This is a genomic window from Acinetobacter sp. P1(2025) (genome assembly GCF_051390655.1).
Classification (GTDB): Bacteria; Pseudomonadota; Gammaproteobacteria; order Pseudomonadales; family Moraxellaceae; genus Acinetobacter; species Acinetobacter junii.
Window position 1 is genome coordinate 93,834 of sequence record NZ_JBPKBJ010000002.1, and the last position, 22,552, is coordinate 116,385.

The following is a 22,552-nucleotide window of genomic DNA, read 5'->3' on the forward strand; positions in this document are numbered from 1 at the left end:
AAAAGCCATAAAGTACAAATAAATAAACACGCAAAGAGGAATATCAGTGCGTGTTTTTTTAAACCGTTTTGGGTTTTGGGTTATTCTTCTTTTTGACGATTGATTGGATCAAGACCAATGTTTTTGTATATCTGATCAAGAACAGCAATTTCACTTTCTTCGAGAGAGGTAAAGTTTTGGTCGCATATATAATGTGGGTACATTCGCTCTACCAAATGTTCCGCATGAGGACTAAAACACCCATCAGGAATAAGCTCAATATATTCTTGCCCTGATTTAATAACATGCTCCAAAAGAACATCATCAACTAATTCAGAAGGAACATATTGAATTGCTCTAGGATTTTCAAATACGGCTGTGGCGCACATGACGTAATCTTTGTCTTTGTCTGCCACGTATTTTAAAAACAATCCGTTTTCCTTAAGGAATGCCATTTCATTCATCGACCACCTCTTTTTGATTTTTTGATAGTAGATCACTAAGATTTTGGTTTGATTTTTTAGCTGCTTCACGTGCAATAAAAATACGCACCTTATCACTTTGCTCATCAGGTGGGATGTGAATATACATTTCAGGATATTTTGAAATGCATGTTTCCCAAACAAACCCATTTACACGAACACTTGATGAGGTGAGGAAAATATTGCTCGGATCAAAAAGAACAGCTTTGTTTGCCAAATCCTTATCTTTAATGGACAAAGGTAAATATTGATAAATTTGGGGATTCTTATCAAACAAGTAGTTTGCGAAAGATTTTCTAATTAAGGGTGGTGAGAAAGCTTCTTTTGGGTTTTTGAAGTAATCAAGCTCACTTGCAAATTCCATAAATTCCGAACTATCGTAAATATCTTCGGGAACATACTGAATCAATGTGTGATCCTGTGTGACAGCTTTGACACAACTATCATAATCACGCTCATTCATAGGTAAAAAGCGCAATAAAATCGGGTTGGATTCAATAATGGATTTAATGTTTTGCGAATCACGTTGCGTTACATCAATGCGCTGTACAAATTCAGGCTTTTCAATCAACAGTAAATTAATATATTCACTTGTTTGGTATTCGATTGGCACAAAGGCATGAGCATCAGGATTTGACTTAATCGCTGCAATACAAATCTCTTGATTAATTAAGTGATCAAGAGAACTAAGGCGAACTTCACGCAAATCCAAACCATTGTGTTTTACAAGATTTAGAATGTGCTTCCGACTAATTGCTTGGGATGGAATAAGTGCCAAAGATGATGGGTTATCAAGTATTAGTCGATTCACCAATTTTGGTGTAAATAAAGCATTATCACTAATTAACTCATATACTTCATTTGATCCGTGCAAGGCTTCAAATAAAACATTTTCAGTTAGAAACCCACTAGGGAAACTTGCAATAATTGTTGGTTCAGATCGCACAATGGCAATAGCATCTTCTTCCGAAGATAAACCAATTAAACCATCATCAAAATTACTACTCATCACATTCCCCTGTTGTATATTCTGCGGGTGTTTTTGATTTTACTTGAAGGGTTAAATTCCCACTGAATCCAAGCTTGTTTGCTATATTAAGGAGCTTTAAAAAACAATCTTTCGCATTGCCTGATAGATAGTAATGAATCATCCTTGTTTGGATATTTGTTAGGTGACTAACATCACGCAAGGTCATGTTATTCACCATCATATAATCAGAGATCATTGATATAAGCGCAAGCTCAAGACCAACAAAATTACCCTCAACATCACTTAAGTTCAAAGTGGCATTAATGTCAGCAACCTCTTTAACTTGCCTGTTCATTATTAGCTCTTTTCATGTTGTGTTTCAATGTTTTAAGCTGACCACTTAAGGTTTTAAGCTGCGTGGTTTTAATCGTGGAGTGTTCAACAATCCATTCAGGAAGTAGGTTTTCAAAAGCTTGATTAAACATACTAATACGGAATCGAAGCGATACGCCTGTGACAGACTGAATCCAATTAAAGAAAACCAATGACAGCGTAAAGTTGCAACCCTGTATAAACTCTTTACCAACAAGCGGTTGTAGTGCAGGGTAAAACAGGTAGCTTTCATTTAAAAATGGATCGTGTATGCGTAAACAATACGCACCCTGAAATACTTTTAGGTTTTGAGCATATAGTTGTTCGCAACGATCCACCACAAAATCAACAGGAAGCGTGTTTTTAGATAAAACCTCACCATCCACACTTAATGCTTCGGCAATATAATGAAGATTGTCGTATTCCCCACTTTTCTTCAATTTTGCGATCTTAGACTTAGATGCTCTTTTAATGTTGTTAATAAATAAATCAACATCCTGTTTTTTTTGATCATTTAAGTCGTTAGCCAAGTTCTCAAGCTGTTCAGATATGGATTCAAATGACAATCCACTAGGCTTCTTAAACTCTTGATTTGGGATTCTCTCAACATGGTTTGGATCGAACCGTGCAATCACACCTTTAATGGTGTGTGTTTTTGCTTGGATAAAGTGTTTTGGTGAATATTCAGCAATAAACAAAAGCATTGCCAAATCACCCTTACTAATACAGAGTGATTTTGAAATTTCAGAAATCATATCGGCAAATCGGGCTTCAATGGCAACTGAAATATAACGAGTATTACCGCCATCTTGAATATCTTTATTTGATAACTTATCACCATACCAAAAAGGCTTAAGCTGCAAACCGTGCTTAGAGATATATAAAGTTGGTGTATTAGTGTAAGTGCTATAAGAAACAGCAAAAGGTTCATTAGCAAGGTTAATACACTTATTAATTAAGGTGATTAACACTTCTTTTGGGGTGTCATAAAGCGAAAAGAACACAGCATTTCTTTTATCAATAAACCGCACAACTGATTCTTGCGTATATGCAAAATTAAAATCAGTTATAGGGGTATCTATAGTTAATGCTTCTAGCATATTCAATTCATTTAAAGTTAATCGGATAAATGAATAATAACACCCAAAAAAAACAAAGTCTATTTTTATTCTGTGGTATATATTGGCGTTTCAGTCCCAATTTAAGAACATCTTAAGTAGGTGTATTTCTAGACTAAGTTTATGTTTTTTTGAGAGTTTAAAAAATGACTAATGCAATCCATCTTGTGCATGATGCAAGTTGCATTTCCTCATTGATCTGCTGATTTGGATTTTTCGAGATTAATCATTACAGGGGTTAGATGAATTTTCTCTATATAGCGAAATTAATAAAAATATTACTAAAATAATAGTTTAAAAGATAAGGGTAATTCCTTATAATATTTTCTCTTTAATATGTTGGCTTTGAATATGGGGGTAATATGCTTAAGCCATTATCTGCGAGGGAAATTCAAAGCTTAACGATTAATAATAATCAATTTGTAAAAGATACCCATATCGACAAAAGCACATTCTTGGCAACAACCTATGTTGTTTTTGCTGTGGCATTATTTACCGCCTTAGACAAAAAAATCATTTTCAAGCACTACATGGTGCATTACTACAATACACATCATTCAAACCTAATGGCATTATCAGTTTTAAGTGCCACCATTCTTGTTACAAGCATTCTTTTGATCGCTATCCTGTACTATCTGTTTTCTTTGCTTTATAGAATCTATCTATCTGTTACCAATAGAATTTCAATCAGTGGTGCGGAGCGATACAGTGAACAAACTATCGGGGATATTAAAAAGAAATTAGTCGGGGCGAATGAAAAGGATCAAATATATTTAGAGCGCATATTGTTGGCTGCTTATGCGGAGTTAAAGGCGAAAAACGTCCTTAACTTGAATGAGGAAACGGTTTCATTGGGGTATCGGCAAAAGCACATATCGAGCTTCGTTCCTAATGGGGATTTAGAAAGTGTGTTCGGAACGATTAAGCAACAATTTATATTGGATCAGATTATAGATAATAACTCTATAAATAAAATTAAGGTCTATATAAAGTAAATATTAATTTAATATTTTATTAACTTTGATTATTTTGATAATATTGATTTAAATATTATTCACCCTATTGGTAGCGCAATGACAAAAAAGGAATCAGAACGACAAGCTGTTCAAGCACTCGGGGAGTTGATTGCATTACACAAATTTAGCTTTCGTGGTGAAAAAGAGTTGCAAGATGGTGTTGAGCAATTGCTTAAGGAACATGGTCTGAAATACGAGCGTGAAGTACGCTTAAGCCGATCCGATATTGTCGATTTTGTGGTTAATTTTGATCAGGGTAAGATTGCGCTTGAGTTAAAGGTTGATGGTAATCGAAATGCACTACTTCGCCAAATGAGTAGATATTTAACCCATGAGGATATTGATTGTATCTTTGTTGTGGGTACGCCTTATTGGGTGATGAACCTACCGCAAACCTTGCATGAAAAAGATGTGTATTGTTATCGGATTTTGGCGGGGATTTTTTAATGAAAAAAAAGTATGGTCATATTTATTTTGAGAACAATAATTGGATCGTATCTACTGTTCCGCATGTTACCACTCGATTAAAACGGCTATTCCCTCAAATCTACCAAAACCGAACAGGTGACGTTGAAATCACATGCAATATTGAAAACTCTTTTGAATTGCTGTGGTTTATGGATCGTTACCCTCTCGACATTAGTAAAGATAATTTAAGACTATTAAAAGAAGCATCTAAGCAGTACCAAGAACTCCAACATGACATTATTGAAATCATGGATCATGGCAAAATTGAGCATGTCGATTTCGATCTCGCTGTTACACCGTATGACTATCAGAAACTTGCTGCCAACTTACTCTTTAAAGTAAAAGGATACCTGTTAGCGGATTCAGTCGGATTGGGTAAAACTATGAGCGCAATTTGTGCCATGACCAACCCAAAGTGTATCCCTGCTCTATTTGTGACTTTGCCACATTTACAGCTACAAGTGGAACGAGAAATTAACCGTTTCGCCCCACAGCTAAAAACCCACATCATTAAGCAAACCAAACACTATAAATTGCATAAAAAAGATGAACCCGCCCCGCATGTCATCATCATTAGTTATTCAAAGTTAAATGCTTGGGCTGATTATCTCAAAGGTCTAATCAAGTACATTGTATTTGATGAAGTGCAAGAAATGCGTACAGGCGATAAATCATTAAAGTATCAAGCTGCTCGATTGATTGCCAATGCAGCCGAATTTCGTTTGGGGCTGTCTGCTACGCCGATCTATAACTATGGGAATGAGTTTTTTAACATTATTGAACTCTTAAGGCCCAACGTGTTAGGTACATGGCATGAGTTTCTTCGTGAGTGGTGTCGCAATGAAAAAAGGATTGATGATCCTAAAGCTTTCGGGGCATACATGCGAGAACAAGGTTTAATGCTGTTAAGAAATCGAACAGATGTAAACCGAGAAATTCCTGATCTAATGACCATTCCACACTATATTAATAGTGACTTGCATGTATTTGATAAAATCAAAACTCATGCAATGGAACTTGCCAAAATTATTCTAAGTACAAGCCAAGCCTTTCAAGGGCAAAAACTACGTGCGACAGAGGAATTTAATATCTTGATGCGTCAAGCAACAGGTATGGCCAAAGCCCCTTATGTCGCTGAATTTGTCAATCTACTGATCGAATCAGGCGAATCAGTGGTTTTATATGGTTGGCATCGTGAGGTTTACAATATATGGATGGAACGTCTTAAGGAACATCAGCCTTTACTCTATACAGGGAGTGAAAGCGTAAAACAAAAAGATGATGCAAAAACTGCTTTCATTGAGGGGAAAAGCAAAGTATTGATTGTGTCGTTAAGATCAGGTGCGGGATTGGATGGTTTACAGTATCACCCTACTTGTTCAACCATTGTCTTTGGTGAATTAGATTGGTCTGCGGGTGTGCATGAACAATGTGAAGGTCGCTTGGCTCGGGATGGTCAAACGAAAAAGGTACTGTCCTACTACTTACTTTCTGAAAATGGTTCCGATCCTGTGGTAGCAGATATTCTCGGGATTAAACGAGAGCAATTAGAATGTGTCTTATCAACCGATGGTGAGCTTGTGAAAAAACTAGAGGGCGATCCAAACGCATTAAGACGCTTGGCTCAAAATTATCTAGATCAGCATTAATGATTGAGAACCATAAAAAAAGCCCGATGATTCGGGCTTTTCTTTTGTCCTGATTAGAACAAATATTTAACTTGGAACTGAACGCCGTTGTATTCATCAAAACGCTGATAAGTCAGTTCAGCAAATGCCGATGGGATGAACTCATAGCCAATCCCTGCGCTACCATGAAACATTACGTCAGAATTGTAGTTTTCTTCATAAACGTATCGGCCACTATAGCTATTGGGAATGTATTGACCACTATAGGTTGTGCTTGCTTTCGTAGTTGCACCAAAAGCCCCTGCCGATGCTTTGACATATAAGGCATTATAAATCGGGTATTGAAAGGTAACGTCAGCACCGTACAGCATTTCATCTACATCAGTACGTGCGTACACATCATAAGTACGATCATAGTAACTATAACTATCATTATTGATTAAGTAGTTATAAAAAGCCTCGACACCCAAATAAGGGTTGATTTGATAGCCTATTGCCCAGCCGATAAAGCTTTCATCAGAATAGCCTTTTTGACTTGGTAAGTTTAAATAATGCAGCCCTGCATAAACACCCTCTGTTGCTTGTGCATTCGCAACAGCACATGGTAAGGCGACAGCAGCAGCAACAGTAAGAATAGAAAGAAGTTTCATATTATAAAAGTCCATTAAAATACGTGTTTGATTTGGAATTGAATGCCGTTAAATTTATCAATACGGTTATATGTGGTTTCAACAAAGGTAAATGGACGTACTTCATAACCAATACCTACGCTTCCACGAAATACACCATCCTTTTTATAGGTGTCATTAAGGTCACGTAAATCTTCTTCTTGGTACTTAACACGCCCTTTAATCCAAGATGCCCCTAAAGCTGATTTCACATAAAAACCATTAGCGATAGGATATTGGTAAGTAACTGCTACGCCGTAAATTTGCGGGGTAAGTTTGGCTTTATCACCATCTTCATCCTCAAAGCTTTTTTCAAGACCATAGTTATAGTCAGCTTCAATACCAAAATAAGGTGAAAATTGATAACCAAAATTAAGACCAAACAGGCTTAAGTCGGGAATACGACCACCAAAACTACCGTGTTGGCTTGGTAGGTTGAGATAGTTCAAGCCAAGATAAAAGCCACTATTTTTAGCATTCGCATCATAATCAACGGTGCTTGCCATTGGATCATAAGCGTCAGCAAAAACGCATGGTGAGGCAATTGCACAAGCAAGTGCGGTAGCGGTCAATAACTTCATTTAAAACCCCTGTTCTTAATATGGCAAGATGACTTCAAATCGCCCGCCGTGTTTGGCATAAAGCTTTGAAATAATATTAAATATTTATCAAATTATTTGCAATATAGAATATTAAATATTTATTTATTGTTTTTAATAATAATATTGTTTATTATCCTTATTATTGGTTAATATTAATTATTATATTAAATATATTTATTTAATTTTTTGGAGTGGCGAAAATGGAAAGATTGGCAATTTTGATAGATGCTGATAACGCTTCTATGCACAACATTTCAAACATTTTTAATAAAGTTGAAAAATATGGGAATCCGATTATTAAGCGAATATATGGGGATTGGGGTAATTCCTGTTTAAGAAATTGGCAAGACAGTATATTGAATTTTGCGCTGACACCGATTCAGCAATTTAGCTATACCAAAGGCAAGAATGCCACCGATATGCTCTTAACCATAGATGCCATTGAATTGCTTTATGATCCGCAACATAAGCTTGATGGATTCTGCATTGTATCAAGTGATAGTGACTTTACCCCACTCGTTCTTAAAATCCGATCCAAAGGTTTAAAGGTGTATGGTTTTGGACGCACCAATTGTTCAGAAGCCTTTAAAAAAGCTTGTGATATATTTACTTACGTTGATGTTGCGGAAGGTGTGGAAGCGTGTTTCACGACACAAAGCGATAAGCCACAAGTGGCAACAAGCACGGAAACACCACCACAACCACAAGAAAAGAAAATCACTCTAAATGTGATAAAAACGGTGAAGTTGGCAATAAATGATTGTGTCCTTGATGAATATGGATGGGTTAATCTTGGTATTTTGACGCAAAAAATCAAGCAACATGATCCTAATTTCAATCCGAAGCGGTATGGTTATAGCAAGATGAGTGACTTTATCTTTGCGCTCGACTTATTTCAGGTCAGAAAAAAGAACACCACAATTTATGTTAATCCACTTAGGGGTGCAAGAAAATATGGGTAGTTTATAAAAGATACCTAAACAATATTTATTAAATTTATTTAATATTAATTAAATATTATTTTTTATTTGAAATAAAGTGCATAATCAAGCCATATTATTAATAATGTGGTTGGGTTCCATGCAAGCGATAGCTGTATTCATTGATGCCAAGAGTATCAATCCGCAAGAGATAGAAGATGTATATAAAACCTTAGCCGATGGTCTTGGTCAGGTGAAAACTACACACATTTTTGGTGATTGGAGTGATCCTAAATTAGATCATTGGAAGCCATATATCTATCAGTACGCCATGACTACGGTACATCAGTTTAATTCGAGGGAATCTGTAGCAAGTACCGAAGTGGTATTAACCATTCATGCAATGGATGTGTTGCATAGCTCAAAAGAGAAAACCAAAAGCATAGCGATTGTGTCAAATCATCAAGATTATGCTGCCCTAGCACTCCGATTTAGAGCGAGTGGTTTTAATGTTTATGGCTTTGGTGAGCAGATCAATTCGCAAGCCTACACCCTACATTTTTACCTTGAGCCAAAAAGTGATGATTCATTGCAACCAAGTGAGGAATTGATTGATATTCCAATAGAACCGATCAATGTTCCCGAACCAATAGTAGAGCAAAACCAAAACACCTATATCCCACCCAAGCACCCAATGTACCTTAATGGTGATAATCCTACGCTTAAGATTGGCAAGATTAAGATTAAAAAAATGGCGTGGGAAAAATTAAGTGAGATCATTGATGATGAAATTAATAAAACCGAATCAGGGGTAATTTTAAAAGAAATACATTTAATTCTATTGAGAAGATTGCCTGAATTTAAAATTAAACAATATGGCTATAGCAGCTATAAGAACTTTTTTACTGAATTGGGTATTTATGAGCTTGTGCAAACAAACAATAAAACCAAAGATCGAGCATTAAGAATCCCCAACTACATCAACCGACAAACGCAAATTAAAATACATCAATCGGATTTTGCCAAACCTAAGCCAACCCCAATTGTTGTTGAACAACAGGTGAAAGATGAATACTCGAATTATGTTGGCCATAATGATGAGTTTATAGCGGGTACTCCGATTGAACCTAAACCACAACAAGAACTCGCACCTGTGATTGAAAATCAACAAGAGCCTGAACCTTTAGTCGGGGTGATTGACCAAGAAATGCGTCAATTTCTTACGGATAACGTATTTGAATATGCAAATGACAAGATTGAGATTGATCTTGATGAAGATAAGGGTGAACCGCAACAAGATAATACAGAGCTTGAATACGTTAATATTGATGAAGTCAATGAGGCACTGATTCAAGAGCAATTAGATGACCAAAATGAACAAGCCAAGTTTATTCAAACAAACAGCATTGTCGAGCCACCACCCACACCTAAGCCTATAGATGATTACAATGATCAAGTCGAGTTTATTCAGACAAATAGCATTGTCGAACCACCACCCCGCAATCAAGCTAGAAATTTGATACAGGTCGGCTCAATTATAATTGAGCGTGATCTATGGGAAAAAATCAAAAAGACCATAGCAAACACCCCAAAAAAGAACGGTGCTACGGCTCCCAATATACCAATGATCACCTCACGGCTTCAAAAGGCGATTCCAAGTTTTTCGGTACGTCATTATGGTTATGGAACCTTACGCACTTTTTTAAAAGCAAGTCAGCAGTACAGCCTTGCGAAAACCAAAAACGGTTATACGGTGAGGCTTAAGTATCAAAACTCAAATTCGTCCAATGCGGGGCAACAACAAAACAAGAGTGTTTGTCCAACTTATCTTGATCTTGATGTATTTCATTTAATTCAAGACCTGATTCGTGCCAAACAAGTGACACCAACCTCATTTGTCAAAATGAAACAGATTGAGGACGAGTTGGCGGTGAAAATGCCTGAATTTGATCCTAAGAAATATGGTTACGTGCGCTTACTGAACATCTTAAAGAATAACTATGCTCATCAATTTGAGTTTGCTGTGAGTAAGGGTTCAGTGGGTATTCGGCCCAAGACAAGCAAGTAAATGGACGTAAAAAAAAGCCCCGATGATTCGGGGTTTTTTATTGGATCAGGATTATTGGCCAATGAACAATGTCCCAAGAGAGATAAAGATCAGGATAGTGGCGGTATGGATGTAACCTGAATAACTAAAAATACTTTTCTTGCGGAACAAGCTATTTAAGCAAGCAACAATAATCATGGCGATTGCGAACAGGAACACGCCGTAGCTGTAGATGGGTAAATCTCGGCTAATGCCGATATTTTTAACCACATCAAATTGGCTTAAGAGCGAAAACACGACAAAGGCAAGAGCCAAGTGAACGAATAGACGTAGTTCAGTCATATTTTTTTTCTGTTTAATTACAAAATAAGGAATGATGCCGATACAAGCCAAGCCACATAGAAAAGAAATAAATCCGAGCGTTGCTAAATCCATAAGACTGATCCTTAGTTATGATTGCGTGATTGATTCGATGATTTCAACAAAGTGTTCATCAATGGTGTCTTGGTTCCCTGCAAGATATTGGGTTGCTTGTTTATGCGGAATGATAATAACAGCTTCGCCCCCAAATTGATCTGCGGTAATGTCCACGACATAGGTTTCGGATGGGGTATTTACTTCTAGCCAATAGTGACCAAACAATTGCCCTTGCTCATTCATGTAGCCCCCATCGGCAAGCCCATCCCCGCCTCTAAAATGGGTATTGAACTCGGTAAATTGCTGAAAGGCTTTTTTGAGTATTACACAGGCATAGGCGCATGAGCCTGTGGTATTTGAACTTTGCATAGAATCTTGCAGCATATCCAAAAATAAGCCCCGCATGTGTTGAGTGAGGTGTTGGATTTGTTTCAGTTCATCAGAAGGGATCATTTTATTTGTCCTTTTGAGTTATCCAATATTTTTTTTAAATAAAGATACACCATTACGGCGAAAAGCGAAGATAAGCTTGAGCTAAACAAGATGCCGAATAGATCATAGTGGATGCTTAAGCATTTAAGGAAAATGACGAGGAAGCAGATTTGGGCGAACATGAGGTTGCTCCATATCAGGCTTAAGTTGGGTTTGATTTTGCTCTTTTCGCTCAATTCGGGGAAAAGGACACGGTAAGACACAAGGCTATGGACGAAGATAAAGACCATGCCAAAGATCGAAAAGGTAAAGCCGATGATGGGATCGAGGGAATGAAAGTCTAATAGGCTTGAGATCAGGGTAAAGAGTGATCCATGAAAGAAATACAGGATAAAGAAGCGCAACAAGCCATTTTTTTGAGAGGCTGCCCGAAGTAGCACTTTTGGGTCGGGGATATATTGAGAGAAGTCCATGCTTAAGCCTCAAAGATTTGATCAATGGATTGAGGGTCATCGAACTCACGCACGATATGGATAAAGTGTTTTTTATTGCTATTGAGGTAGAGGCTGTTGTGTACGGTGGATTGCATATTGAGGGAACATGCGTAGTTTTCCTCAAGGAAGGTAGCACAGGATGCAATGGATTCAGATTCGATGACATGAAAAGCGAGTTCGTTACCGAACATGGTGGCCAAGCAAGCGAGGTGATTTTGTTCGAGATCGGGATCATTAAGATCGAGGTGGATCACATCGGCTTTGAGCATATCGACATTGAACTCGGCTAAGTTATGCGAGTTGAGGGTCAGTAATTTTTTATTGTACTTTTTGGCGATTTGGGGAAGATCGAGATTGGTACGACAGAGGACAAAGACTTTTTTTAGGTGATCTAGGGCATTGAGGATGGCCCAATCGGACACGGTGGTGGCGACAGAGTTTTGTATTTGATTTTCGGCAAGGACGATAGATGTAGGGAAACTAAGATTGAATTGGGTAAAGATCAATTGTCGGATAGCGGTTTTGGCATCATCTTCAACGAAGATGGGTTTATGGGGTTTACCGTGCTGCACGATATGGGCGACTTCTAAGAGTTGGTTGACTGCTTGATCTTTGCTATCGAGATTGAGGCTTGACTTGGTATCGTCAATATCTTGAATGAGAGCATCTTTGATCCAAAAGGAACGGCGGGAAAAGCCTAGATTTTCACGATTAGAGGCTTCACGTTGTTTTCGTTGTTGTGGGGTAAGTACCATAATCAAGGCTTCGTTAATATTATTGAAATATTATAGTTTAATTCGTGAGAACGTACAACAAATAAAAAGGGAATAAAAAAAGCTCTATATTAGAATAGAGCTTTGTACTAACCTGAAAGTTACTAACTTTTGAGTTAGTGGTCTGTTAATTGAAGTAATCACATTCAGATAACAGTGCATAACTCACGAAACGCTATGCAAGGGCTATTTTATATAAAAGCAATAAATAGTAAATAGGAAAATGAACAGTTGTATAAAAATAATGAGATATAAAAAAAGTCCTATATTGGAATAGGACTTTACTAGCGGAGCTAGGCGTTATTAGCGAGGGTTAAGGTCGAAAATAACAAGAGAGTTTGCATACCCACACAAGTTTACTAGGTGTCCTCTCGATGCTGACTATTTTATATAAAACGTAGGAATAGTAAAGGGAAAACAAAATTTTAAAAAATTTTTTCGCCCGCCCGCCATATATACCACAAATATCAGATGAACCAATAAAGATAACTAAACATTAAAAGCGACCTATCCCCCCGACTAAGAAAGGAAGTGAGTATCCCCAAGCGAAGGGATATAACCAATAGCAATATAGACAACTATATAAAGGCAACAGAGCAGCACAATAAACCAAATAAGGATTAAGGCAAATTAAAGATAATCCAAATAAATAAAAACAAATATAAAGCAGATAATCGGAATATATATAAATAAAAGACTGCTAACACGGCGGGAATATAGCAGTCTATCCAAAACAATAGAGAACTATATAATCCAATAGCCCACTATTAAATAATAAAGCAAACTATAAAAGAACATAGCCCACTATATAGCACATGGATAACTACCCTACCCCATAGATAACTATATAAGAGCGACACAGCATCAGGAACAACAGGATCATGCAAATGGGTGTGGGGAATAAATAGAGAACCATATAAAGAGAAGATAGAGAGCTATAGGGATATAAATAGGTAACTAGGTAGGTAAAGCTATCTAAATATAAACAACTATTGGATTTTAAAAATGTTAGGAAAAGCACAAGCCCAAGCGGGGGGTAAAAAATAGAAAGCTATATAAATTGATAATAGAAATCTATTTAAAAGCGCATAGAAGGCTTATATAAGGGGAAAACAAGGCAATATAGAGGGTATTGCGGGGGAAATGGATAAACCCTAGCTGTAGGGTGGATATACTCGGCAGTTGCGCCAAATAATACGCTTACACTAATTATGGCTCCATAATATATCAGCCCTATTCGGGCGATAGGCCCACCTTTATAGTTCGCTATACACAGGATAAAATAGAAAACCATAAAGGTAGAATAGGATTCTATCATAGTTCGGCATGAGTGGAATAGACAAATGCCCTACCCTAATCGGGAGTGGCTTAGTCGGGGTCTGATGGTCGAATGTTCTTGCTTAGGCTATTTTCTCGCTCGGGGCCACCTTAATGATTCCCCAAACCTTATATATTAACCCCAAACTTTCACGACTTTGAAAACGCTCGGGGCATCTGCTATCCGCATCAAATATTATCGGGTTTCTTAATGAGCATGACCGCGATATTTTTGGCTAATACGACCAAAAGCATCAATGTAAACATCGAGATCGGGGCCATTAAAAATGCACCCACCACGCTCTTTTGAATCTCAATAATCATCGGTGATGCTACGTTAATTGCGGTAGTGAAACAATATGCAAAAACCACAGATAGAACAGCAAAAACAATGCTGACTTTAGATAGGTAAATCACTTTTTCTTTTTTCATATTTTCACCAAACTTATTTCGCTTTATTTAAAACCATTTGATCGAACATAGGGATGTAGACCATCCTAAAAACTAGATACAACAGACGATTAAAATCATAATGCGTTGCTTCAATCCGATGCGGCTTATCAGCAATGTTCGCTTCAAAAACCACCATATTGTAAGCATTCAAAAGAGTTTCATACTCAAGTAGCACCAAAGCTATTAATTTAAGAAAAACACAAACAAAAAAGATTCATACTCGATTAGTCAAATATGAATCCTGAAACATTTAAGATCAAAAAAATATCATACTGAAAAACTATGAACCCCTGACAATTGAAATATACTTTCTAGCCATCTTTTCCATGAATGTTCTTGATAGTGTTTTGTATAAATCAGGGATATTATTTTCCCAAAATAATAACATTTCACCTTTGGTTTTAAAGTTTTGAAATCTGTCACAATTTGTCAATTCTTCAACCCTCTGTATCATATCTTCCTTTTCTTTTTCCTTTTCTTGTTTTTCCAAAAACTTTTGTTCTCGAATTTTATTTTGTTCCTCCCAATAATTATTACTGTCTTCACTTTCTCTTTTGTCGGAAATAAACTTAGCAAGTTGAATTAAATGTTCCATCCATTCATCAATATGGGTAAAAGCAAGAACACATCCATTGAGATTAAAACCAATAGATACCATACCTATATCCGTTGGTTTTTTTTCCTTGATAGATAATATTGTTTTTTTATCATCTATATTTTGGTTAATATAATCATCAATATAGGACTTATTTTCTTTAGAAAATAGATCATTAGAATCTACTTTTAATATTTCGACCAATAAAAAATGAACCCCTAAAATTTCAATATGTTTATCCAATTCCTCTATTGAAATATCCATGTTCATAGTAGCTTCAACACTATCAACATGAATAATGGGCTTTCCAATTTTTTTTAGCTTTTCATATAATTCATTAGCATTCATTTTGCTTTCCAACTTTCCAATATGAAACTTTATTGATTAGTATGACACTCTATTGTTTAGTGTGATTCTTAATTGTTTGCTTACACATATCATCGGTCACTTTGCTTTCTGATTTATTCGGGTTGTAACCTGTCGCTTTATCAATTAATTGATAAATCTTTGGCAATTCTTTCTCAATGATCGGACTGTATTTAATTTCAGTTTTAGCCAACTTGTTAAAGTTTGCAATAAAATCCCGATTAATGCTTTCATTCAACATCACTAAAAATGCATCATTGTCTTGAATCAGGTAGCTAAACCATAATGGTAAACTTGTTATGGCCAACTCATTATCGCTCAATAAAAGGTTTTCCAAATCAACAAATAGCTTCCGATCAAAATCAAGATCATCCAAATCACTTAAATGGTAATGTGGATGTGTGCCTGTGGCCAAACAAAAAGCTGTCCATGTTTGTGAAGTTGGCTTCTTTGCACCTGATTCATAAAGTGACCATCCCGCACACTATTCGCATTGCAAAGCCATCTTCAATAACAACATTAGCATTCTTTTGTTTCATCATTAGAATCACCTATTTCGCTTGTATTGATGTTTATTGATTTAGCTCAAGACTTATTTTTTATTTCTTGTCTAAAGCAACGATAGATATAAAAACCAAATATTGAGAACAGGCACATAAACCCTAAAATAAACATTGAATATAGTTTCAAATCACTGTCAGGCATAAAAGACAATATACTTAATTTATGTCCATTAAGTTTTAATAAAAATCTAATAAGTACAATCGTAGTAGCAAAAACACTACCAATACAAGCCCCAAAAATCATCACAGCAGACACAATATCTAACCCGAATAAACGCTCCGAACATTCTATAAAAACAGAACCATCGTTAAATTTAACAATTACTTTTTGATCAACAAAATCAAATTTCATACCTACCACTCCTTAATATGACTTAATTTCTTTATACAAGCTCAACAGAGCCACCAACCAAAGTGATCGGAATCCATTTAAATTCGTATCGTTCAAATGAACCTTTGGCCCCATACCAATAGAGGTGATAGTGCGCTCGTCTTAAGTGGGGTTTACGTTGTTGTTTGGCTATTTTCTGATTGGACTTACCCAATTCATCTTTTACAGCTTGAATTTGTTTGGCTGTTTCACGCCCTGCAATAAAAGGCTTATATTTTTTTGCTTCAAAAAGTCTTAGTGTTCCTTTCACCGATTGAACACCACTGACCTCTTTATGCTGATCGGGAAGTAATGGAACATAGTCGGGCTTAGATAAACTGAACCATAATAAGATATTGATTAGATTTTTTTGCAGCGATTGGTACTGTTTCACTTCTTCTTCATTAAAGACTACAGAATCAGAGTGAAATTCATTAATGAAATCCAATAATGATTCATCAATCGTTTTTTCCTGATCAATCATCAAAACAGCAGTTTTGGTTAAGCCTGTATCTAAGAACACTGTTGAAACAAGGACTTTTTTAAAACAAAGTTCAGTCACAGTGAATATGACACCATAGACTTTATTGCCCTGAAAATTGAGATCGAAGTTATCAGTTTGCACATATACACAAAGATCAGGGATATGAATTAAAGAATTGGGTAAGGTTCCCTCAAATTCACTTTTGATCAACTCGCTTGCAACATCATCATCGAAGCGATAGATATTTTTAGACAACAACCAAGAACCAACTGTGACTAACTCACCTGTTGGCATTGGCATACCATTAATATATTTTTCAGGGATTGGGCTATTTTCAACAAGCCCATTTTTCCAAGAAGGGAAATAGCAGTCTAACGCCGAATAAATCCAATCATCCCAAGTGACTATAGAGCCAATATTGCGACCACAATTAATATGGTGAATTGCTCTAAGCTCTATACGCTTCATAATGCCTTTAAAATTCAGGCGAAGATGCTCACATCGAGCATTTACGACCTTTAAGGGATTTAGAAACTCATTAGATAAACTCGGCATAAATGGCTCACAAAGCAAATGTGTTTAAATATAATAAATTAATCTGAATAAAGAGAATGTTATCATAATAATAATTAAATTAATATTCATAAAATATGAAACATATAATAAAAACTTATGTTAAATTAATAATGGTCAAATGATATTTATTTTTTTAGCTCTCACATTTGGTCAAATACGAGAGTCAAACAATGTAGGCTCTCACAACGATAGACAAAGCATTTTGAATATTGTTTTTTGCAGAATTTGAGAAACTAACCTTAACGGCGTAAATATGAAAAAATTAAATGCACTATTCCTAGCTATTTCTTTAGTCGGCTTTTCAAGCATGGCGATTGCCAACAGCCTACCGACATACAAAGCGGAAAAAACAGTTGAAATGGATAGCTCTGAACCCGATCAAAACAGCAATGATCAAGATAAAATGGAATTAAACACCGCTTTAATTGACATTTTGCATTCAGAGCCAAACGAAGATAGCTTATTAAATGCTATTGCAATTTTAAATGATCCGCAAAGTCGAAACTTTATCAACAGTATTGGCACCAAGCTCCACATAGCCACAGTAAAAGAGCGTTCCACCTCGATTAAACAAATGGATCAATTTAGATTAGACATTACTGAGCGTTTAAAAAAACCTACCATTAACACACCTAACGAATCACTTGCCCGAATTAATAAAGTCATGTTCTTGAAGTACATTAATGATCAACTACCAAAGGACAAACACGTATTATTAAATCAAAACTTTGTATTCACTGACGATCATCAAGACACATTAGATCAGTGGTTGAATGCATCTTACCTATGGACATTGATTAGCATCAAAGCCGATCTCAACGGCGAAACGGATAAAGCAAAAAAACAAGCATTAATCGCCAACTACGAAGATGCAACATAACGCAATCAATTGGTACTCATGGTGTCCTGAACATTGGGGAACCAAATGGAATGCATCTAGCATCAAAATTTTAAAGAACAGCATCACCTTCAAAACTGCTTGGAATATGCCAACACCAATACTGCAAGCATTAATCCAAAAGTTCAAACTCACTTGTATTGTTCAGGCGATAGAAGATGATTATAGTTTTTGGTTAATTGAAATCTACCATGAAGGTAAATTAATCACTGAACGACTATCTACCCCTGATGATAAAGAGCCACTATTGAAAAACCTACTTGGGATGACCGATGAAGCGATTGCAGAATTAAAAGAAGAATCTAACGACTAAAAAAAGCCCTAAAGGGCTTTTTTACAATTCAAGAAATAATGTTTATTCACATTATTCTTACACATTAAAATCTAGGAACAGTGACATCATCCAAAAACTCACATACATAGGCCCAATCTTTATCCTGTTGGGTCTGATCTTTAAGAGATTCACCCATTTCAGAAATAATCGCCTGTAACTTATCAATCAACTGTTCACGACTCACACTCTCATTGGCTTGTATAACAATATTGAACTGCTTTAATGGGTAAGCATAATCTTTCCACTCTTGTCTTACAGGTGCAGCGAATTTTTCAAAAACTTTTTCCCCTTGTTGAGTAGAAAAATAACCCTCCACGCATTCTAGAGAATACCCATAATCATCATCTTCCATGTAGTGTTCATTATAACCCTCTTTTAGAAGCACAATTGCCAACTGCATTAAATTGGCCAAGTCTTTTATTTCGGTATCTCTACGCCCTTGCGTATATATACGAATACTTTTAATGACATTATCTGCTCTATCCCATGATAACTTGTCAGCAATATCAGGTCTTTTTTCCAAACTTTCACTATTTTCGTTAGGTTTTGAAAAAGCATTAATCGGGTAACTAATCACTTGTTCTTTGTTTTTATCTACAGTCTTAATTTGACCATGATCATTAATTTCCATTTGAAGATTGCAATTACCTAAAACAATTTGCTCTAGTTGCTTGTTGTTTTTTTCACCACGCTTACTCATATCAAATAAATAAACAATCTTCTCGTTCAGACTTCTTCCCATTTCGAGATTTCTTGATATAAATGACATTTCATGATCACCAACAGGGCCACCTAGATTTGACATAAAGACAAAGTTTTTTGATGGTTTAGTTGAACCATTTTTGGTTTTATATTTATTCACTTGGGAAATATAATAAATTATGTGAATAATTGAACTAAGATCAAAGTCGCTATCACAAAAAAGACTTCTGTTCTTGAATACAACAACTGCATTACTACGCAATAGATTTATAAATGACATGCTATATTCATAAGAAACATCACTAGAATTTAACTTACTTGTACACATGCACATCAATCTAACAAGAACCTCTCTCAAGTCCTTATGGCCCTCCACATTTTTATCTTTCAATGTGTCAAGCGCATCAATAAGACTTTTAAAAGTAGTGCAACCCTTATTTATTTCAGATTCCAAAATAACTAGGTTTTGAACAACACTTAATTCGCAATCCATACCATGTGATTTTCTTATGATGATATTAATAAACTCACATTTTTCAATTATAGTCATGCCATCTAAAGGGTTCCAAGCAAAAGACTTAGCTTCACCCCGATTCCATACAACATCCTTTAAATCCAACTCCACATAAGGAATAGAATTACGCACAGCAGCTAAATTAAGTTTTTTCAAAAATTCTGAATTATAGAAAATATTAGAATCAATAACGATGCTGTTCCCTGCATCTGCTAACTTAAGAATAGAATCTTGTATTTTTCTTATAGCGATATTATTTATTTCGGCGTTTTTATCATAATCTGCCAAAATACTGCAATGATAATTTTTGTCCATTAATAACTTTTTAGTTAATGCGTTAGACTCAAACTCTGCCTTAATAACACTTGGATTTAATAAATTTTTAGCAACGAATCCTAGACTAATATTTCCCATAATAATTACTCAAATTGTTTTAAAAAAATTATATATCGTTTAATGCAAACAATAAATGAAAAATATGTTTTTAAATATATAATCACGGCGTAAAAAAGGTGAACCAATTGAGTTCACCTTTTGCATTTCATTTAATTGAATAAGCTTAACTGACAGCATCCCCTAGATGGCCGAATAAAACCCGCCATTGCCTTTTACCATCTGTACGCTTGATGGCCTGTTCCAAAAAAGAACCTAAGCTACAAGGCAACATATCCAATGTCAGCAGACCATCCTCAATTAGATTAGTCATGTACTGATGCATGGTAATTTCAGATTCATCTTCTTGCATAAGAACACAATTATGAATATCCAACATTTCATTTGATTTTTGATGCAGCGAATCCTTTTCAAATTCAGACTCAAGACCTAGCCAAATTTCTTGATCAACACGATAGGTACAAATAGCAATACTCATCCACCCAACTCCTTAAACCATATTTAATTAAAAGCCAAAATCCAATTTAGACTTAATTCGTCCACGATGATTAATACTCATGTGCAAATTACAGTTGCCCATAACAACATTTTCCAAATTCAAATAAAGATAATCATCCTTTTTTTCTGAATCAAATAGATAAACAATCTTCTCATTACAAGATCGACCAACTTCAAAACGTCTTGATGTGATATTTAAATCCCGATCCTCTAATTTACGGTTGATATTCGACATGAATACAAATGTCTTTGATTGAATCACAGCTTTATTGTTGTAGAACGTCCACTTGGCGTTAAAGTGTAATGCTTGTAGAACGGCGTTAAAACTAAGCTCATGCCTTTTGACAGGCTTGCTATTTTTAATAACAAGTACACCGCCATTGTGGAAAATATCATTTACGCCAATTTTGCGCTGTGAGCCAATATCACTAAGACCTAATTCATTTTTAAATAATTTATTTAGAGCATCAAGCAATGTCCTTAAAACTTGAACCTCATCTTTGTTCACATTACTTGGTAAAGCATCCAAAGTATCAGCCAAGCTCTTGAATGTGACATAACCCATATTACTTTCAGCTTCTAGGGTTAGCACATGCTTAATGAGTGCCTTACTACAGCCACCTAGACCAAAAAAAAGATGATCAAAAAATGCAACCATTTCATCAAAGCTCATCCCATGTAGCGGATTCCAAGTGAAATGCTCTGCGCGGTGACTACGCCATGTTCCATCTGCAAAATCCAACTCCATGTAAGGTGTTCCTTGCTTCAACGTGGCTAGATTTAATTTCTTTAAGAAGGCTTTATCCAAGAAAGCATCGGCATCAATAAAAACAGATTGACCTTTATCAACCAAGCTTAGGATCGTTTCTTGAATACTATTCATTGCAAATGCGGTTGCTCGGCGATTTTTGGAATAATCGACTGAAATGCTGCAATGAGTCGTATCGGGGGATAATAGTTTTTGGGTCAATAGCATTACTTCTATCTTACTTTTGACCACACTTGGGTTAAAAACATCTAACACTATATCTGAAAAACCTAAACTATAATCTGCGATTACGCCAAAATCTATTTTCTGCATAACGATCCACCCTATTAACTTAATAATAAATATATCTACTTAGGGGGTGAAAATAAATACTAAAAAACAAACTATTCTAAAACATTAATTAAATATTTAATTGATCATATCAATTAAATATACGCTATTATGTAGCAACCGCACAATAAATAGAGTGATTCGCCATTTAAAATAATTCCTTTACACATAAGGAAAGGGATTATGGCTGAATCACATATCGTATCAGGATTAACTAAAAAACGTGCGGAATTGCTTGGTCAAATTGAAGCACATCAAAAAGAAATTCAACGTATCTCTGAAATGCTACTGCATGTAGATCACACTATTAAGTTATTTTCACCTGAATTTGATCTAAGAAGCGTTAAATCTAAGCGTACAAACCAAAGAAATCCCTATTTTGGACGAGGTGAATTGCAAGCGTTGGTTTTGACTTGTTTGCGTGAAGCCCAAAGCCCAATGAACTACAAGGAAATTGTAGTGCAGATATTAGAAATTAAAGGCATGGATGAATCTTTGGGAGATGAGGTCAGCCCTAGCTTAATCAAAGTTCTGAATCGACTAAGGCTTAAAGGATTTATCGCTGCCATTGGCAAACAACGCCCTTACTTATGGGAAATCATCACCTAGTTCAGCAAGCGTTCGGTTTTACGCTTATTCCCTTGCCAATAACCACACCAATCTTTGTGTGTTCGAGTTTGAGTGCATTTCATTAAAATATCAGTAAAGATTTCACCATTCGACCATCTACGAGTATCTTCACGATAAGCAGCTTCATTGGCATAGTTGGCAAGGTACATCACACCAAACTTGTGCATTTGCCCTAACTGCATACGTCTGAATCGACTGAAATAGCTTTCAGCAAGATTATTGGTCACACCATCTTTAGAACGGTATTCATATTGATGATTAACACGCTTAGTCGTGAAACGAGCATTTAGTGTATCGTATGCGGTACTTTCATCTGCATGGATTGTTGAACCATGCTTGATATGCTGATTTGCAAGATGGTTAATGTCTTTTTG

General features: G+C 35.8%; 27 protein-coding genes. 8 read left to right on the forward strand and 19 right to left on the reverse strand.

The genetic code is table 11. The features are described from left to right. Window positions 1–80: 80 nt before the first annotated feature. The 4 genes from ACSC97_RS01095 to ACSC97_RS01110 are packed head-to-tail and all read right to left on the reverse strand — an operon-like array spanning window position 81 to window position 2,903. A complete protein-coding gene (locus tag ACSC97_RS01095; protein ID WP_436658835.1) occupies window positions 81–443 on the reverse strand; it encodes a hypothetical protein in 363 nt (120 codons plus the stop codon). Beyond that, window positions 436–1,470 carry a hypothetical protein gene (locus tag ACSC97_RS01100; protein WP_436658837.1) on the reverse strand — a complete coding sequence of 345 codons (1,035 nt, stop codon included), beginning with the start codon at window positions 1,468–1,470 and terminating at the stop codon, window positions 436–438. Before ACSC97_RS01100 ends, ACSC97_RS01095 begins: the two co-directional genes overlap by 8 nt. Next, window positions 1,463–1,786 (reverse strand): hypothetical protein, encoded by a 324-nt coding sequence (locus ACSC97_RS01105; protein WP_436658839.1) that lies wholly within the window; start codon window positions 1,784–1,786, stop codon window positions 1,463–1,465. The genes ACSC97_RS01100 and ACSC97_RS01105 overlap by 8 nt, the downstream gene beginning before the upstream one ends. Continuing rightward, window positions 1,770–2,903 (reverse strand): hypothetical protein, encoded by a 1,134-nt coding sequence (locus ACSC97_RS01110; protein WP_436658841.1) that lies wholly within the window; start codon window positions 2,901–2,903, stop codon window positions 1,770–1,772. The genes ACSC97_RS01105 and ACSC97_RS01110 overlap by 17 nt, the downstream gene beginning before the upstream one ends. 380 nt (window positions 2,904–3,283) lie before the next feature. On the opposite strand from ACSC97_RS01110, the gene ACSC97_RS01115 reads away from it, so the two are divergent. From ACSC97_RS01115 to ACSC97_RS01125, 3 genes are all read left to right on the forward strand, one after another. Next, window positions 3,284–3,916: a hypothetical protein gene (locus tag ACSC97_RS01115; RefSeq protein WP_436658843.1), complete on the forward strand. Its 633-nt coding sequence runs from the start codon at window positions 3,284–3,286 to the stop codon at window positions 3,914–3,916. A gap of 78 nt (window positions 3,917–3,994) precedes the next feature. Then, complete coding sequence (locus ACSC97_RS01120) at window positions 3,995–4,384, forward strand: hypothetical protein (protein ID WP_436658845.1); 390 nt, start codon at window positions 3,995–3,997, stop codon at window positions 4,382–4,384. Further along, window positions 4,384–6,054, forward strand: coding sequence for an SNF2-related protein (locus ACSC97_RS01125; RefSeq protein WP_436658847.1), 1,671 nt, complete (start codon window positions 4,384–4,386; stop codon window positions 6,052–6,054). Before ACSC97_RS01120 ends, ACSC97_RS01125 begins: the two co-directional genes overlap by 1 nt. Before the next feature lie 53 nt (window positions 6,055–6,107). Here ACSC97_RS01125 and ACSC97_RS01130 read toward each other — a convergent pair whose 3' ends face one another. After that, window positions 6,108–6,683 carry an outer membrane beta-barrel protein gene (locus ACSC97_RS01130; protein WP_436658849.1) on the reverse strand — a complete coding sequence of 192 codons (576 nt, stop codon included), beginning with the start codon at window positions 6,681–6,683 and terminating at the stop codon, window positions 6,108–6,110. Between the two features lie 14 nt (window positions 6,684–6,697). After that, window positions 6,698–7,282: a porin family protein gene (locus ACSC97_RS01135; RefSeq protein WP_436658851.1), complete on the reverse strand. Its 585-nt coding sequence runs from the start codon at window positions 7,280–7,282 to the stop codon at window positions 6,698–6,700. Between the two features lie 221 nt (window positions 7,283–7,503). On the opposite strand from ACSC97_RS01135, the gene ACSC97_RS01140 reads away from it, so the two are divergent. Next, window positions 7,504–8,265: an NYN domain-containing protein gene (locus tag ACSC97_RS01140; protein WP_436658888.1), complete on the forward strand. Its 762-nt coding sequence runs from the start codon at window positions 7,504–7,506 to the stop codon at window positions 8,263–8,265. A 118-nt stretch (window positions 8,266–8,383) separates the two neighbouring features. After that, window positions 8,384–10,291: a PIN domain-containing protein gene (locus tag ACSC97_RS01145; RefSeq protein WP_436658853.1), complete on the forward strand. Its 1,908-nt coding sequence runs from the start codon at window positions 8,384–8,386 to the stop codon at window positions 10,289–10,291. Between the two features lie 51 nt (window positions 10,292–10,342). On the opposite strand, the gene ACSC97_RS01150 is transcribed toward ACSC97_RS01145, so the two are convergent. The 9 genes from ACSC97_RS01150 to ACSC97_RS01190 all read right to left on the reverse strand — a co-directional run bounded on the left by ACSC97_RS01150 (window position 10,343) and on the right by ACSC97_RS01190 (window position 17,089). After that, entirely contained in the window at window positions 10,343–10,705 is a 363-nt protein-coding gene (locus ACSC97_RS01150) for a hypothetical protein (protein WP_436658856.1), read from the reverse strand. Between the two features lie 15 nt (window positions 10,706–10,720). Further along, window positions 10,721–11,140, reverse strand: a complete 420-nt coding sequence (locus ACSC97_RS01155) for a hypothetical protein (RefSeq protein ID WP_436658858.1) — start codon at window positions 11,138–11,140, stop codon at window positions 10,721–10,723. Beyond that, entirely contained in the window at window positions 11,137–11,592 is a 456-nt protein-coding gene (locus tag ACSC97_RS01160; protein ID WP_436658860.1) for a hypothetical protein, read from the reverse strand. The genes ACSC97_RS01155 and ACSC97_RS01160 overlap by 4 nt, the downstream gene beginning before the upstream one ends. Before the next feature lie 2 nt (window positions 11,593–11,594). Then, a complete protein-coding gene (locus ACSC97_RS01165) occupies window positions 11,595–12,368 on the reverse strand; it encodes a hypothetical protein (protein ID WP_436658862.1) in 774 nt (257 codons plus the stop codon). 1,524 nt (window positions 12,369–13,892) lie between these two features. Beyond that, window positions 13,893–14,135: a hypothetical protein gene (locus ACSC97_RS01170; protein ID WP_436658864.1), complete on the reverse strand. Its 243-nt coding sequence runs from the start codon at window positions 14,133–14,135 to the stop codon at window positions 13,893–13,895. Between the two features lie 301 nt (window positions 14,136–14,436). Then, window positions 14,437–15,099, reverse strand: coding sequence for a hypothetical protein (locus ACSC97_RS01175; RefSeq protein WP_436658866.1), 663 nt, complete (start codon window positions 15,097–15,099; stop codon window positions 14,437–14,439). 49 nt (window positions 15,100–15,148) lie between these two features. Beyond that, a complete protein-coding gene (locus tag ACSC97_RS01180; RefSeq protein WP_436658868.1) occupies window positions 15,149–15,532 on the reverse strand; it encodes a hypothetical protein in 384 nt (127 codons plus the stop codon). Window positions 15,533–15,702: 170 nt separating this feature from the next. Beyond that, a complete protein-coding gene (locus ACSC97_RS01185) occupies window positions 15,703–16,032 on the reverse strand; it encodes a hypothetical protein (protein WP_436658870.1) in 330 nt (109 codons plus the stop codon). 31 nt (window positions 16,033–16,063) lie between these two features. Beyond that, window positions 16,064–17,089, reverse strand: a complete 1,026-nt coding sequence (locus ACSC97_RS01190) for a hypothetical protein (protein WP_436658872.1) — start codon at window positions 17,087–17,089, stop codon at window positions 16,064–16,066. Window positions 17,090–17,363: 274 nt separating this feature from the next. Here ACSC97_RS01190 and ACSC97_RS01195 point away from each other — a divergent pair, with 274 nt between their 5' ends. Together ACSC97_RS01195 and ACSC97_RS01200 are read left to right on the forward strand one after the other, a co-directional pair. Continuing rightward, the gene (locus tag ACSC97_RS01195; RefSeq protein ID WP_436658874.1) at window positions 17,364–17,990 is read left to right on the forward strand and encodes a hypothetical protein; all 627 of its coding nucleotides are present in this window, start codon (window positions 17,364–17,366) and stop codon (window positions 17,988–17,990) included. Next, a complete protein-coding gene (locus ACSC97_RS01200; RefSeq protein WP_436658876.1) occupies window positions 17,980–18,321 on the forward strand; it encodes a hypothetical protein in 342 nt (113 codons plus the stop codon). Before ACSC97_RS01195 ends, ACSC97_RS01200 begins: the two co-directional genes overlap by 11 nt. A 64-nt stretch (window positions 18,322–18,385) precedes the next feature. Here the strand turns inward: ACSC97_RS01200 and ACSC97_RS01205 are convergent, their stop codons facing one another. From ACSC97_RS01205 to ACSC97_RS01215, 3 genes are all read right to left on the reverse strand, one after another. After that, window positions 18,386–19,972: a hypothetical protein gene (locus ACSC97_RS01205; protein WP_436658878.1), complete on the reverse strand. Its 1,587-nt coding sequence runs from the start codon at window positions 19,970–19,972 to the stop codon at window positions 18,386–18,388. A 145-nt stretch (window positions 19,973–20,117) separates the two neighbouring features. Beyond that, a complete protein-coding gene (locus ACSC97_RS01210) occupies window positions 20,118–20,429 on the reverse strand; it encodes a hypothetical protein (protein WP_436658880.1) in 312 nt (103 codons plus the stop codon). Between the two features lie 27 nt (window positions 20,430–20,456). After that, window positions 20,457–21,530, reverse strand: coding sequence for a hypothetical protein (locus ACSC97_RS01215; protein ID WP_436658882.1), 1,074 nt, complete (start codon window positions 21,528–21,530; stop codon window positions 20,457–20,459). Between the two features lie 201 nt (window positions 21,531–21,731). Between ACSC97_RS01215 and ACSC97_RS01220 the strand changes: the two genes are divergently transcribed. Further along, entirely contained in the window at window positions 21,732–22,157 is a 426-nt protein-coding gene (locus tag ACSC97_RS01220) for a hypothetical protein (protein ID WP_436658884.1), read from the forward strand. Here ACSC97_RS01220 and ACSC97_RS01225 read toward each other — a convergent pair. After that, a partial coding sequence (locus ACSC97_RS01225) for a transposase (RefSeq protein ID WP_436658886.1) occupies window positions 22,154–22,552 on the reverse strand: 399 nt, incomplete at its 5' end. The two genes, ACSC97_RS01220 and ACSC97_RS01225, sit on opposite strands and share 4 nt — an antisense overlap.

What these genes read in the sequence shown, in the direction of transcription:
- ACSC97_RS01095 (WP_436658835.1), bottom strand. Translation starts at nt 443, where the DNA reads ATGAATGAAATGGCATTCCTTAAGGAAAACGGATTGTTTTTAAAATAC.
- ACSC97_RS01100 (WP_436658837.1), bottom strand. Translation starts at nt 1,470, where the DNA reads ATGAGTAGTAATTTTGATGATGGTTTAATTGGTTTATCTTCGGAAGAA.
- ACSC97_RS01105 (WP_436658839.1), bottom strand. Translation starts at nt 1,786, where the DNA reads ATGAACAGGCAAGTTAAAGAGGTTGCTGACATTAATGCCACTTTGAAC.
- ACSC97_RS01110 (WP_436658841.1), bottom strand. Translation starts at nt 2,903, where the DNA reads ATGCTAGAAGCATTAACTATAGATACCCCTATAACTGATTTTAATTTT.
- ACSC97_RS01115 (WP_436658843.1), top strand. Translation starts at nt 3,284, where the DNA reads ATGCTTAAGCCATTATCTGCGAGGGAAATTCAAAGCTTAACGATTAAT.
- ACSC97_RS01120 (WP_436658845.1), top strand. Translation starts at nt 3,995, where the DNA reads ATGACAAAAAAGGAATCAGAACGACAAGCTGTTCAAGCACTCGGGGAG.
- ACSC97_RS01125 (WP_436658847.1), top strand. Translation starts at nt 4,384, where the DNA reads ATGAAAAAAAAGTATGGTCATATTTATTTTGAGAACAATAATTGGATC.
- ACSC97_RS01130 (WP_436658849.1), bottom strand. Translation starts at nt 6,683, where the DNA reads ATGAAACTTCTTTCTATTCTTACTGTTGCTGCTGCTGTCGCCTTACCA.
- ACSC97_RS01135 (WP_436658851.1), bottom strand. Translation starts at nt 7,282, where the DNA reads ATGAAGTTATTGACCGCTACCGCACTTGCTTGTGCAATTGCCTCACCA.
- ACSC97_RS01140 (WP_436658888.1), top strand. Translation starts at nt 7,504, where the DNA reads ATGGAAAGATTGGCAATTTTGATAGATGCTGATAACGCTTCTATGCAC.
- ACSC97_RS01145 (WP_436658853.1), top strand. Translation starts at nt 8,384, where the DNA reads ATGCAAGCGATAGCTGTATTCATTGATGCCAAGAGTATCAATCCGCAA.
- ACSC97_RS01150 (WP_436658856.1), bottom strand. Translation starts at nt 10,705, where the DNA reads ATGGATTTAGCAACGCTCGGATTTATTTCTTTTCTATGTGGCTTGGCT.
- ACSC97_RS01155 (WP_436658858.1), bottom strand. Translation starts at nt 11,140, where the DNA reads ATGATCCCTTCTGATGAACTGAAACAAATCCAACACCTCACTCAACAC.
- ACSC97_RS01160 (WP_436658860.1), bottom strand. Translation starts at nt 11,592, where the DNA reads ATGGACTTCTCTCAATATATCCCCGACCCAAAAGTGCTACTTCGGGCA.
- ACSC97_RS01165 (WP_436658862.1), bottom strand. Translation starts at nt 12,368, where the DNA reads ATGGTACTTACCCCACAACAACGAAAACAACGTGAAGCCTCTAATCGT.
- ACSC97_RS01170 (WP_436658864.1), bottom strand. Translation starts at nt 14,135, where the DNA reads ATGAAAAAAGAAAAAGTGATTTACCTATCTAAAGTCAGCATTGTTTTT.
- ACSC97_RS01175 (WP_436658866.1), bottom strand. Translation starts at nt 15,099, where the DNA reads ATGAATGCTAATGAATTATATGAAAAGCTAAAAAAAATTGGAAAGCCC.
- ACSC97_RS01185 (WP_436658870.1), bottom strand. Translation starts at nt 16,032, where the DNA reads ATGAAATTTGATTTTGTTGATCAAAAAGTAATTGTTAAATTTAACGAT.
- ACSC97_RS01190 (WP_436658872.1), bottom strand. Translation starts at nt 17,089, where the DNA reads ATGCCGAGTTTATCTAATGAGTTTCTAAATCCCTTAAAGGTCGTAAAT.
- ACSC97_RS01195 (WP_436658874.1), top strand. Translation starts at nt 17,364, where the DNA reads ATGAAAAAATTAAATGCACTATTCCTAGCTATTTCTTTAGTCGGCTTT.
- ACSC97_RS01200 (WP_436658876.1), top strand. Translation starts at nt 17,980, where the DNA reads ATGCAACATAACGCAATCAATTGGTACTCATGGTGTCCTGAACATTGG.
- ACSC97_RS01205 (WP_436658878.1), bottom strand. Translation starts at nt 19,972, where the DNA reads ATGGGAAATATTAGTCTAGGATTCGTTGCTAAAAATTTATTAAATCCA.
- ACSC97_RS01210 (WP_436658880.1), bottom strand. Translation starts at nt 20,429, where the DNA reads ATGAGTATTGCTATTTGTACCTATCGTGTTGATCAAGAAATTTGGCTA.
- ACSC97_RS01215 (WP_436658882.1), bottom strand. Translation starts at nt 21,530, where the DNA reads ATGCAGAAAATAGATTTTGGCGTAATCGCAGATTATAGTTTAGGTTTT.
- ACSC97_RS01220 (WP_436658884.1), top strand. Translation starts at nt 21,732, where the DNA reads ATGGCTGAATCACATATCGTATCAGGATTAACTAAAAAACGTGCGGAA.